The organism is Bradyrhizobium sp. LeoB3 (genome assembly GCF_055456055.1).
This window is the reverse complement of record NZ_JBVBEF010000074.1, coordinates 25,664-38,325: the sequence shown is the minus strand read 5'-3', so window position 1 is coordinate 38,325 and position 12,662 is coordinate 25,664. Positions and strand designations below refer to the sequence as shown.

At 64.6% G+C, this 12,662-nt stretch carries 9 protein-coding genes; 2 read left to right on the top strand and 7 right to left on the bottom strand.

Annotated elements, in window-relative coordinates; genetic code table 11:
* Window positions 1-176 precede the first annotated feature (176 nt).
* Both ACZXDY_RS33245 and ACZXDY_RS33240 read left to right on the top strand, forming a co-directional pair.
* Window positions 177-686: a TRAP transporter small permease gene (locus tag ACZXDY_RS33245; protein WP_464348429.1), complete on the top strand. Its 510-nt coding sequence runs from the start codon at window positions 177-179 to the stop codon at window positions 684-686.
* A 6-nt stretch (window positions 687-692) separates the two neighbouring features.
* On the top strand, window positions 693-2,012 hold the full coding sequence (locus ACZXDY_RS33240) for a TRAP transporter large permease (RefSeq protein WP_464348428.1): 1,320 nt from the start codon (window positions 693-695) through the stop codon (window positions 2,010-2,012).
* Between the two features lie 153 nt (window positions 2,013-2,165).
* On the opposite strand, the gene glpK is transcribed toward ACZXDY_RS33240, so the two are convergent.
* The 7 genes from glpK to ACZXDY_RS33205 all read right to left on the bottom strand — a co-directional run bounded on the left by glpK (window position 2,166) and on the right by ACZXDY_RS33205 (window position 12,608).
* Window positions 2,166-3,668, bottom strand: coding sequence for a glycerol kinase GlpK (glpK, locus tag ACZXDY_RS33235; RefSeq protein WP_028166760.1), 1,503 nt, complete (start codon window positions 3,666-3,668; stop codon window positions 2,166-2,168).
* Between the two features lie 217 nt (window positions 3,669-3,885).
* Window positions 3,886-4,659 (bottom strand): SDR family NAD(P)-dependent oxidoreductase, encoded by a 774-nt coding sequence (locus ACZXDY_RS33230; RefSeq protein ID WP_464348427.1) that lies wholly within the window; start codon window positions 4,657-4,659, stop codon window positions 3,886-3,888.
* 165 nt (window positions 4,660-4,824) lie between these two features.
* Window positions 4,825-5,967, bottom strand: coding sequence for a pimeloyl-CoA dehydrogenase small subunit (gene pimD, locus ACZXDY_RS33225; RefSeq protein WP_464348426.1), 1,143 nt, complete (start codon window positions 5,965-5,967; stop codon window positions 4,825-4,827).
* A gap of 150 nt (window positions 5,968-6,117) precedes the next feature.
* On the bottom strand, window positions 6,118-7,308 hold the full coding sequence (pimC, locus tag ACZXDY_RS33220) for a pimeloyl-CoA dehydrogenase large subunit (RefSeq protein ID WP_028166757.1): 1,191 nt from the start codon (window positions 7,306-7,308) through the stop codon (window positions 6,118-6,120).
* A gap of 175 nt (window positions 7,309-7,483) precedes the next feature.
* A complete protein-coding gene (locus ACZXDY_RS33215; RefSeq protein ID WP_464348425.1) occupies window positions 7,484-8,671 on the bottom strand; it encodes an acetyl-CoA C-acyltransferase in 1,188 nt (395 codons plus the stop codon).
* A complete protein-coding gene (gene pimA / locus ACZXDY_RS33210) occupies window positions 8,668-10,362 on the bottom strand; it encodes a dicarboxylate--CoA ligase PimA (RefSeq protein WP_464348424.1) in 1,695 nt (564 codons plus the stop codon). The genes ACZXDY_RS33215 and pimA overlap by 4 nt, the downstream gene beginning before the upstream one ends.
* A 149-nt stretch (window positions 10,363-10,511) precedes the next feature.
* A complete protein-coding gene (locus ACZXDY_RS33205; protein WP_464348423.1) occupies window positions 10,512-12,608 on the bottom strand; it encodes a 3-hydroxyacyl-CoA dehydrogenase NAD-binding domain-containing protein in 2,097 nt (698 codons plus the stop codon).
* Window positions 12,609-12,662: the final 54 nt, after the last annotated feature.

The following is a 12,662-nucleotide window of genomic DNA, read 5'->3' as shown; positions in this document are numbered from 1 at the left end:
GTGATCTTCGCAATCACCGGACTTACCATGACCGCTCCAGCCTCTCAGGCTTTTGCAGAACCTTCCGCACACTACCCACCCGGCGCTTCGCGCCGACCTCTCCCCGAAGGGGCGAGGTGAACTGCGCCGCCGGACCGCCTTAATCAACTGATCGCACAGCATAGGACGCTCCACTCATGAAACGCGCTTACATGGACCGTTTCATCGACACCATCGAATGGATCGCGGCCGGATTCGTCGGCATCGTCGCCGCCAATATCTTCCTGGCGGTGCTCCTGCGAAACACGCTGAGCTACTCGATTCCCGATTCCTTCGACATCGGGCGGATGCTGCTCGGCATCCTCATTTTCTGGGGCATCGCCGCGACGTCCTATCGCGGCACCCACATCACCGTCGATCTGGTCTGGGCCAATGTCGGGCCGAGATACCAGCGCGTCATCGACGTGTTCGCGACGCTCGTGCTGCTGTTCGTGGTCTCCGTGCAGACCTGGACGTTGTTCGACAAGGTGCGCGGCACCTACAACGACAATGTCCTGACCTTCGACCTGCACATGCCGACCTGGCCTTTCTTTGCGCTCGCCTGGATCGGCGACGTTTCCGCGGTGCTCTTGATCGCGATCCGCACCTATCGGCTGATCTTCCACCCCGAGGAGATGCACGATCCCAAGATCAAGGCGACGGAGTAAGCGCCGATGAGCACCGACGCCGTCGCCATCATCGGCTTTGTCGCGCTGTTCGCGCTGATGCTGCTCCGCGTGCCGGTCGGCATGGCGATGGGCCTCGTGGGCGTCTGCGGTTTCAGCTATCTGGTTGGCGCCACGCCGGCGCTGAAGCTGGTCGGCCAGACCTCGATGCGGACGGTGACCGACTACACTTTCGGCGTGATCCCGATGTTCCTTCTGATGGGGACCTTCGTCAGCAATTCCGGCATGAGCCGCGAATTGTTCCGCGCCGCCAATGGCTTTGTCGGCCATCTTCGCGGCGGGCTCGGCATCGCCACCGTCGCCGCCTGCGGCGGCTTCGCCGCGATCTGCGGCTCGTCGGTGGCAACCGCCGCGACTTTCTCCGCCGTGGCGTATCCGGAGATGCGCCGTTTCGGCTATCCGCAATCCTTCGCCACCGGCGTGATCGCGGCGGGCGGCACGCTCGGCGCGATGCTGCCGCCGTCGACGGTGCTTGCGGTCTACGGCATCATCACTGAGCAGGACATCGGTAAACTCTTCATCGCCGGCATCATCCCGGGCCTGCTCGCGATGACCATGTATATGATCACCATCGCGTTGATCGGCTATATCAGGCCCGGCTTCCTGCCGACGGGGAAGCGGATTTCCTGGCGCGAGCGCTTCGCCGGCCTGCGCGACATCTGGGCGCCGGTGCTGCTCTTCATCTTTGTCATCGGCGGCCTCTACGGCCTGCCGTTCCTGCCGCGCTTCACGCCGACGGAAGCCGGCGGCGTCGGCGCCACCGGCGCATTCCTGATCGGCATTCTCACCGGACGGTTGGACAAGGAGAAGATCCTCAATTCGCTGCTGCAGGCGACGCGCACCGCGGCCGCGGTGTTCACCGTGCTGATCGGCGCGCTGATCTTCGGCTATTTCCTGACGGTGACGCAGACCCCGCAAAAAGTCACCGAATTCCTCACCGGCCTCGGGCTCGGCAGCTACGGCATCCTTGCCGTCATCATGGTGATGTATCTCGTGCTCGGCTGCCTGATGGACGCTATGGCGATGATCATCCTGACCGTGCCGATCATCTTCCCGGTCATCATGCATCTCGGCTTCGATCCGATCTGGTTCGGCGTGATCATCGTGATGACCGTCGAGCTCGGCCTGATCCATCCGCCTGTTGGAATGAACGTGTTCGTGATCAAGAGCGTGGTGAAGGACGTGTCTTTCTCCACGATCTTCAAGGGCGTGATCCCCTTCGTCGTCACCGACCTGATCCGCCTCGTGATCCTGATCGCCTTTCCGCTGCTCGCGACGTGGTTGCCGCAGCGGATGATGGCGAATTAGCGATCTCTCCATTCGTCATGGCCGGGCTTGTCCCGGCCATCCACGTTCTTCGTTGCCGCCAAGACGTGGATGCTCGGGATATCTGCGCGAAGACGCGCTTCGCGCTTTTGCCCGGGCATGACGGAGAATGTGGCGCTGGCGATCAACAGCGTATCACTCTCCCTCGTCGCTCGCGAGCACACCCTTCACCGCGCGCGCCCAGCCCGCCAGCTTCCGCTCCCGCGTCGCCTGGCTCATCGCCGGCTTGAAGCGGTGCTCCAATCGCCAGTTGTCGGCGAATTTGGTCGGCTCGGGATAGACGCCCGCCTGCAGGCCGGCGAGATAGGCGGCGCCCAGTGCCGTGGTCTCCTGGATCATCGGGCGGTCGACCGGGGCGTCGAGCAGATCGGCCAATCGCTGCATGGTCCAGTCGGACGCGGTCATGCCGCCGTCGACGCGGAGCACGATGTTGGCTGCGGTGGCGTCAGGCCAGTCGGCGCGCATCGCGGCCCAGAGGTCGTAGGTCTGGTAGCAGACGCTTTCCAGCGCGGCATGTGCGAGCTCGGCCGGCCCGGTGTTGCGGGTGAGGCCGAACAGCGCGCCGCGCACGCGCGGATTCCAGTAGGGCGCGCCCATGCCGACAAAGGCCGGCACCAGATAGACGCTCTGCATCGAGTCGGATTTGTCGGCGAGCGGCCCGGTCTCGGCGGCCTGCTTGATGATACCGAGCCCGTCGCGCAGCCATTGCACTGCGCTTCCGGCGACGAAGATCGAGCCTTCCAGCGCGTAGGTGCGTTTGCCGCCGAGCTGGTAGGCTATCGTGGTCAGCAGCTTGTTCTTCGACTTCACCGGCGTGGTGCCGGTGTTGAGCAGTGCAAAGCAGCCGGTGCCATAGGTCGACTTGATCATGCCGGGCTCGAAACAGGCCTGCCCGATGGTCGCAGCTTGCTGGTCGCCGGCGATGCCTGCGATGGCGATGCTGCCGCCGAACAGGTCGGGCACGCTGTCGCCGAATTTCGCCGACGAGTCCTTCACCTCTGGCAGCATCGAGCGGGGCACGCCGAGGATTTTCAAGAGCTCGTCGTCCCATTCGCCGGTGTGGATGTTGAACAGCAGGGTGCGCGAGGCGTTGGTGGCGTCGGTTGCGTGCACCTTGCCGCCGGTGAGCCGCCAGAGCAGATAGCAATCAACGGTGCCGAACAGCAGCTCGCCGCGCTCGGCGCGCTCTCGCGCGCCGGGCACGCCGTCGAGGATCCAGGCGACTTTTGTCCCCGAGAAATAAGGGTCGATGATCAATCCGGTCTTGGCCGAGATCACGGGCTCGTGGCCTTCGGCCTTCAGTCTGGCGCAGAAATCTGCGGTGCGACGGTCCTGCCAGACGATGGCGCGGTGCACGGCCTGGCCCGTGGCGCGGTCCCACACGACAGTGGTCTCGCGCTGGTTCGTAATGCCGATCGCGGCGATGTCTTTCGCTTTGAGATCGGCCTTCTCCAGCGCATTGCGGCAGGTGGCGATGGTCGAGGTCCAGATGTCCTCCGGCTCATGCTCGACCCAGCCGGAGGCCGGGAAATGCTGCGGAAACTCCTGCTGCGCCACCGCCGCGATGGAGATATCGCTGCGGAAGACAATGGCGCGCGAGGACGTGGTGCCCTGATCGATGGCCAGCACAAAGGACATGGCGCTCCTTCCCGGAGGTGATGGTTTGCGCCAAGGGAGCGGATTGGCGCGGGAAGGTCAATATGCCGCCCGCTCGACCTCGCCCCGCTCTCGCGGGGAGAGGTCGGCGCGCAGCGCCGGGTGAGGGGACGCGCCGCATTCACGGTGTTCAGAATTTGTGGAGGCAGCCCCTCACCCCATCCCTCTCCCCGTGAAGAACGGGGAGAGGGAGACGAAGCTACACCGCTGCCGTGGTGACGCCGCCGTCGATGACGATGGTCTGGCCGGTCATGAAGGTGGAGGCGTCGGAGGCGAGGTAGGCGACCGCGCCGGCGATCTCGTCGGGCTCGCCGATGCGGCGGAGCGGGGTGGTGGCGGTGCGCCGTTTCAAAAGCTCCGCGTCTTCCCAGAGCGCGCGGGCGAAATCGGTCTTGACCAGCCCCGGCGCGACGCAATTGACGCGCACGCCTTTCGGTCCCCATTCGCCGGCCAGGCTGCGGCAGAGCGCGAAGTCGGCCGCCTTCGAGATGCCGTAGGCGCCGATCACGGTCGAGCCGCGCAATCCGCCGATGGACGAGATGATTACGACCGAGCCACTGCCGCGCTCGGCCATCTGCGGGATTGCGAGCGCGCAGAGCCAGATGTTGCTCTTGACGTTGGAGCCCATGATCTTGTCGAACGCCTCGTCCTTGATGTCGAGCAGCGGGCCGTAATAGGGGTTCACCGCCGCGTTGCAGACGAGGATGTCGATCTTGCCGTAATGCTTGGTCGCGCCCGAGATCAGCGCCTCAACTTCCTCGCGGCGCGAGATGTTGCAGGGGATCACATGCGCGTCGCCGCCGTTACTGTTGATGCCGTCGGCCACTTCCTGGCAGGCGTCGGCCTTGCGCGAGGAGATCACCACCTTGGCGCCGAGCTTTGCCAGCAGTTCAGCGGACGCGCGGCCGATGCCGCGGCTCGAGCCGGTGATGACGGCAACTTTTCCGGTGAGATCGAATGGGGTGTTCTTCATTGTTATGTTATTCCCTCTTCTGTTTTGTTCGCATTTTCCCACACCGTCATGGCCGGGCTTGACCCGGCCATCTACGCTCTTCCTTCGCCGCCAAGACGTGGATGCCCGGGACAAGCCCGGGCATGACGACCATTATGCGGCTTACGGGCTCGCAATGGCGAGCAGCTAGATCAACCCACCCGCGTCAGCGACGCGGCGCAGGTGATACTCGGTGTCGCCAAAGGTGTTCTCGATCATGGTCAGGCGCTTGAAGTAGTGGCCGATCTTGGCTTCCATCGTCATGCCGATGCCGCCATGGAGCTGAATCGACTGCTGGCCGACGAACTTCAGCGACTTGCCGATCTGCACCTTGGCCGCCGCAATCGCGTTGGCGCGCTCCTTGGCATCCTCGAAGTCGCCAGCCATGGTCGCGAACATCGACATCGAGCGGGCCTGCTCGGCCGCGACGAACATGTCGGAGGCGCGGTGCTGCAGGCTCTGGAACGAGCCGATCGCGACGCCGAACTGCTTGCGCGTCTTGATGTACTCGACGGTCTCCTTGAGCGATTCATCCATCGCGCCGACCGCTTCTGCGCACAGCGCGACGCGGGCTTCGTCGACCACGCGCTCGATCAGATCAAGCGCATCCTCGGGATTGCCGATCGCGGCATCGCTGCCGACTTCGACGCCGGTGAAGCTGATGTCGGCGGCGTGCAGGCCGTCCTGGGTCGGATAGCCCTTCTTGCTGATGCCCTTGGCATTGGCGGGCACCAGGAACACGCCGATGCCGCTTCTGTCGCGCCGCTCGCCCTTGGTGCGCGCGGTCACGATCAGCGTGTCGGCGTTCTCGCCATTGAGGACGACGAACTTCTCGCCGTCGATCACCCAGCCGGCGCCCTTCTTCTTGGCGGTGGTGGTGACGTCGAACAGGTCGTAACGCGAGTTCTTCTCGAGCTGCGCGAATGCGAGCGTCTTGCTGCCGTCGATGATGCCGGGAATGTGCGCGGCCTTCTGCTCGGCGGAGCCGCCATGGCGCAGGAAACCGCCGCCGATCACCACGGTCGCCAGATAAGGCTCGAGCACGAGCGCCTTGCCGAGCGCTTCCATCACGATCATGGTCTCGACGCCGCCGGCGCCGAACCCGCCATCGGCCTCAGTGAAGGGCAGGCCGAGCAGGCCCTGCTCGGCGAGCTTGCTCCAGACGGCTTTGCTCCAGCCGCCCTTCTCCTTCATGTATTTCTTGCGCTGCTCGAAATCGTAGGAATCCGTCAGCAGGCCGTCGATGCTTTCCTTGAGAAGCCGCTGCTCCTCGGACAAATCAAAATCCATGTTCTTGCTCTCTCAGGATTATCGGAAATTCTCCGTCATGCCCGGGCTTGTCCCGGGCATCCACGCTCTTGCTCTGTCTGCACCACCGCGTGGATGGCCGGGTCAAGCCCGGCCATGACGCCAGTGTGTGTGACGGCAAGAGCCGTCAACTCAAAGCCCCAGCACCGCCTTGGCGATGATGTTGCGCTGGATCTCGTTGGAGCCGCCGTAGATCGAGACCTTGCGGTTGTTGAAGTAGCTCGGCGCGATCTGGGCGGTCCAATCCATGGCCTCGTTCGAGCCGTCGTCGCCATGCACGTCATAGGGCGCGGCAAACGGGCCGATCACTTCCATCAGAAGTTCCGTCGTGGTTTGCTGGATTTCCGAGCCCTTGATCTTGAGCACCGACGAAGCCGGGTTGGGCTTGCCCTTGCCATGCTTGCCTTCGTCGGCGACGACGCGAAGCTGCGTCAGTTCCAGGGCCTTCAGCTCGATCTCGCAGGCTGACAGTCTCTCGCGGAACGCGGGATCCTGGATCACCGGCCGGCCGCCGGATTCGACCTTGGAGGCGAGCTCCTTGATGCGGCGCAGCCGCTCCTTGGAGACGCCGACCCGCGCAATGCCGGTGCGCTCGTTGCCGAGCAGGAACTTGGCGTAATCCCAGCCCTTGTTCTCCTCGCCGATCAGGTTCTCGATCGGGACCTCGACATTGTCGAAGAACACTTCGTTGACCTCATGGCCGCCGTCGATGGTCTGGATCGGCCGAACCGTGACCCCCTTCGACTTCATGCTAAAGACGATGAAGGAGATGCCCATCTGCTTCTTGGCGCTAGGATCGGTGCGGCACAGGCAGAAGATCATGTCGGCATGCTGCGCCAGCGTGGTCCAGGTCTTCTGGCCGTTGATGATCCACTTGTCGCCCTTGCGCTCGGCCTTGGTGCGGAGCGAGGCGAGGTCCGAACCCGAGCCCGGCTCCGAGAAGCCCTGGCACCACCAGTCGTCGACATTGGCGATGCGCGGCAAATACTGCTTCTTCTGCGCCTCGTTGCCGAAGGTGTAGATGACCGGGCCGACCATGCTGACGCCGAAGGCGAGCGGCTGCGGCGCCGGATAGGACTGCAGTTCCTCGTTGAAGATGTAGTGCTGCACGGACGTCCAGCCGGTGCCGCCATATTCCTTCGGCCAGTGCGATACGCCCCAGCCCTTCTTGTTCAGGATGCGCCACCAGGTGACCATCTCGTCCTTGGAGAGATGGCGGCCCTCCTGCATCTTCCTCCGCGTGTCCGGCGGCACATTGTCCCTGAAGAACGCCCGCACTTCCTCGCGAAACGCCACTTCTTCCTTGGTGAAAGCGAGATCCATCGGATCCTCCTTGTGAGCAAATGAACTATTTCTGCTTTGTGTTTCTCGTTCGTCGTCCCCGCGAAGGCGGGGACCCATAACCCCCGGCCTTTGTAGTGGACTTAAGCTATCTACCAGCGAGGCCCCAAAGCGAGATCACGCGGTATGGGTCCCGGCCTTCGCCGGGACGGCAGGCTTAGTGCACCACCTCGAACAAACCGGCCGCACCCATGCCGCCACCGACGCACATGGTCACCACAGCATACTTCGCCTTGCGGCGGCGGCCTTCGATCAGGGCGTGGCCCGTGAGCCGCGCGCCCGACATGCCGTAGGGGTGGCCGACCGCGATCGCGCCGCCATTGACGTTGAGCTTATCGGGATCGATGCCGAGCTTGTCGCGGCAATAGAGCACCTGCACCGCGAAGGCCTCGTTGAGCTCCCAGAGGTCGATGTCCTCGACCTTCAGGCCATGGCGCTTGAGCAGGCGCGGCACGGCGAAGACCGGCCCGATTCCCATCTCGTCGGGCTCGCAGCCGGCGGAAACGAAACCGCGGAAGATGCCGAGCGGCTTCAGGCCGCGCTTGGCCGCTTCCTTGTCGCTCATGATCACCGTTGCGCTGGCGCCGTCGGAAAGCTGGCTGGCGTTGCCGGCGGTGATGGTAAAACCTTCGCCGCGCACCGGCTTCAGGCCGGCAAGGCCTTCGGCCGTGGTGTCGGGCCGCGGACCCTCATCCTGCGACAGCGTCACCTCCTTGAACGATACCGCGCCGGTCGCCTTGTCGGTCACCGCCATCTGGGTGGTGATCGGCGCCAGCTCGTCCTTGAACTTGCCGCCCTGCTGGGCGGCCGCGGTGCGGCGCTGGCTCTCGAGCGAATATTCGTCCTGCTTTTCGCGCGAGATGTTGTAGCGCTTGGCGACCACTTCGGCGGTGTCGATCATGGGCATGTAGACCTCGCCCTTGATCTTCAACAGCGCCGGGTCCTGGGCGTGAAACGTATTGATCTTGTCGTTCTGCACCAGGCTGATCGATTCACCGCCGCCGCCGACCGCGATCTCGACGCCGTCGAACAGCACCGAGCGCGCGGCAAGCGCGATCGCCTGCAGGCCCGAGGCGCATTGCCGGTCGATGGTGGTGCCGGCGACGGTGACGGGAAGGCCGGCGCGGAGCAGCGCCTTGCGCGCGATATTGCCGCCGGTTGCGCCCTGCTGCAGGGCTGCGCCCATCACGACGTCCTCGACCTCCTTCGGGTCGATCTTGGCGCGGGCGACTGCCTCGCCGATGGCGTGTCCAAGCAGGGTTGCGCCTTCGGTGACGTTGAGCGCGCCGCGATAGGCCTTGCCGATCGGCGTGCGGGCGGTGGAGACGATAACGGCGTCGGTCATGAACGACCTCCTGTTGCGGTTTCTGGTTGTTGTTTGGCTGCGCCGCCCGGAGTGGTCGTCTGCTGGCGCAGTTCGTGACGGGAGAGTTTTCCGACCGACGTTCGCGGCAATTCCTCGACGAATTCGAGTGCGGCCGGCAGTTCATGCTTGCCGAGCTTGCCGGTGAGGAAGACGCGCAGATCGTCGATCGTGAACGGCGCCGCGCCGTCGCGCAGCTTGATGAAGGCTTTCGCAGCCTCGCCACGGTAGTCGTCGGGGATGCCGATCACGATCACTTCCTGCACTGACGGATGCGTATAGATCGCCTGCTCGATCATCTGCGGATAGACATTGAAGCCGCCGGAGATGATCATGTCCTTCTTGCGGTCGACCAGATAGAAATAGCCGTCCGCGTCCATGTAGCCGATGTCGCCGGTGAGGAAGCGGTCGCCGACAAACGCTTCGGCGGTTTCCTTGGGCCGGTTCCAGTAACCCTTTGTCACATTCGGGCCGCGAATGCGGATTTCGCCGACTTCGCCGACGGGCAGGACCTGCTTCGGATCATCCAGCGAGACCACGTCGAGTTCGATGCCCGGCAGCATCAGGCCGATCGAGCCCGGCTTGTCCGGCCCTTCCTTGACGTGGCCGGTGCCCGGCGAGCAGGTCTCGGTCATGCCCCAGCCGCTGCGCAGCTTCATGCCGACCCGGCGCTCGAAGATCTTGGCGACTTCCACCGGCAGCGGCGCGCCGCCGGAACCACAGCTCACCAGCGAGGACAAGTCGCGCTTGTCGAGATCGGGCAGGGCGGCGATTGCAATCCACATCGTGGGCACGCCCGGGAACACGGTGGCGCGCTTGACCTCGATGTCGCGCATCACGGCCTGGACGTCGAAACGCTGGTGCAGCGAGATCAGATGGCCGAGTCGGATCGAGGACAGCAGCACGACCGTCAGCGCATAGATGTGGAACAGCGGCAGCACGCAGATCACGCGCTCGATCGCATTGCGCTCCGCGCGGGCCGCCTTGCCCCAGACCTCATAGATCGACACCGCCGCGGTCAGATTGCCGTGGCTCAGCATCGCGCCCTTCGGCAGGCCGGTGGTGCCGCCGGTATATTGCAGCAGCGCGACGTCGTCGGCGCTGACCTCAGGCCATTTGGCCGGCCTGGTCGCGCCGTCGATGAACTGGCGGTAGGTGATGATGGCGGGATTGTCAGGTAGCGCCGTCTGCGGGGTGCCGATCTTGCCCCAATGATCGTCCTCGCAGACGATCAGCCCGTCGAGCAGGCCCTTGTCGAGGAACTTCAGCGCAGTCGGCAGCAGCGCCGAGAGGTTGCTGGTGATAAGGATGCGTGCGCCGGAATCCGAGAGCTTGTGCGAGAGCGCGATCTCGCCGTCGAGCGGCGACAGATGCACGACGCGGGCACCCGCCTTCAGCGCGCCGAAGAAGTTGATGGGATGGTCGGGCGTGTTGCCGAGGAACAGCGCCACCGAGGTGTTCTTGCCGTAGCCGGCCCGCAGGAACGCGGAAGCCGCGGTTTCGACCAGCGCTTCCAGCTCCGCATAGCTGATCGGCCGGTCGCGGAATTCGATCACCGTCCGCGGGCCGTAGGCCGCCGCGGCCGTGGAGAGCAAATCAGGCAACGTGCCGCGCGCGATCGGATCGTCCCAACGCACGCCCTTCGGATAAAACTGTTCGCCGGGATGGGTCATGATGCTCAGCGCAAAAACCTAGCGGCCGTCATTCCGGGGCGTCCGAAGGACGAACCCGGAATCCATCGGGCCACATGTGCAGGCGGAGAAATGGATTCCGGGTCCACGCTTGCGCGTGTCCCGGAATGACAAGTGGCAACAGCCGATCATCAAGCCGCCTTCGACGGCGCGGCGAGCGAAGCAAACGTCTTGCCTTCGTCGGCAAGGCGCTTGAGCAGCGGCGCCGGCTCCAGCGAGGGATCGTTGGTCTCCTTGGCATAGAAGGAGAGCCGATCGGCGATGTGCTTGAGGCCCACGGTGTCGGCCCAGAACATCGGGCCGCCGCGGTAGATCGGCCAGCCATAGCCGTAGAGCCAGACCACGTCGATGTCGGAAGGCCGCGCCGCGATGCCTTCCTCCAGGATGCGCGCGCCCTCATTGATCATCGGGTACATCATGCGCTCGAGGATCTCGTCGTCGCTGACGACGCGCTTCTTGCGGCCGAGGCGCGCCAGCGTCTCGTCGATCAGCTTCTCGACTTCCGGATCGGGCAGGGGCGCCCGCGAGCCCGCCTCATATTTGTAATAGCCCTTGCCCGTTTTCTGGCCGAAGCGGCCGGCTTCGCACAGCGCGTCGGCGATCTCCGACTTGATGCCGCGGTCCTTGCGCGAGCGCCAGCCGATGTCGAGGCCGGCGAGGTCGCCCATCGCGAACGGCCCCATCGGCATGCCGAATTTCGTAACGACAGCGTCGACCTGCTGCGGCAGCGCGCCCTCGAACAACAGCTTTTCCGCCTGCTTGCCGCGCTGGGCCAGCATGCGGTTGCCGACGAAGCCGTCGCAGACGCCGACCACGGCCGGAACTTTCGCAATCTTGCGCGCAATCGAAACCGCCGTGACCAGCGCGTCGGGCGCGGTCTTCTCGGCGCGCACGATCTCGCACAGCTTCATGACGTTCGCGGGCGAGAAGAAGTGCATGCCCAGCACGTCCTGCGGCCGCTTGGTCTCCTTGGCGATCTCGTCGATGTTCAAGTAGGACGTGTTGGAGGCCAGCACGGCGCCCGGCTTGGCATATTGATCGAGCTTGCCGAACACTTCCTTCTTGACCGCCATGGTCTCGAACACCGCCTCGATGACGAGGTCAGCATCCTTGACGTTTTCCAGGCCGACCACGCCTGATATCAGCGCCATCCGCTTGGCGGGTGCATCCGCCGGGATGCCGCCGCGCGCAGCGGTCGCTTCATAGTTCTTCTGCATCACGCCGAGGCCGCGCTTGAGCTGTTCCTCACCGGTCTCGATCAGCGTCACGGGGATGCCGGCATTGGCAAACGACATCGCGATGCCGCCGCCCATGGTGCCGGCGCCGATGATGGCGACGCGCGCGACGTTGCGCGGCTTGGTGCCATCAGCCACGCCTGCGATCTTCGCGGCCTCGCGCTCGGCGAAGAAGGCATAGCGCTGCGCTTTGGACTGGTCGCTCGCCACCAGTTTCAGGAAGGTCTCGCGCTCCTTCTTCAGGCCTTCATCGAAGGGCAGGTCGATCGCGGCGCCGACCGCGTCGGCTGCGGCGAACGGCGCTTCCAGGCCGCGTGCGCGCTTGGTCAGCGCGGCGACCGCATTGGTGAAGATCGAACGGTCGGCCTTGGCCGCGGCGAGCTTGGAGTCGTCGTCGCGCAACTTGCGCAATGGGCGCTTCTCCGCCAGCACCTTGAGTGCGAAGGCTTCGCCGCCGGCGGCCGGTCCCTCGACGATCTCTTCGATCAAGCCGTTCTTCAGCGCTTCCGCGGCGCCGATCGGATCGCCGCCGACGATCATCTTGACCGCAAGCTCCGGTCCGACCGCGCGCGGCAGCCGCTGGGTGCCGCCGGCGCCGGGCAACAGGCCGAGCTTCACTTCAGGCAAGCCGAGCCGGGCGTCCTTGGTGGCCACGCGATAGTGGCATGCCAGAGCGACTTCGAGGCCGCCGCCGAGCGCGGTGCCGTGGATCGCGGCAACGATCGGCTTCGGTGAATTCTCCATCGCCTCCAGCACCTCGTTGAGGCCGGGCGGCTTCGGCGGCTTGCCGAATTCGGTGATGTCGGCACCGGCGATGAAGGTGCGGCCGGCGCAGGTCAGCACGATCGCCTTCACTTCGGCATCGGCAATCGCGCTCTTGATGCATTCCAGGATGCCGCCGCGCACTGCGGCACTCAGCGCGTTGACCGGAGGATTGTTAACCGTGACGATGCCAATGATGTCATGCCGCTCGAGTTTTACGACTTCGCTCACGAGGCTCTCCTTGGATGCTGTGTTCTTTTGCGGTGTGTTCTTTTGCAAGGCGTT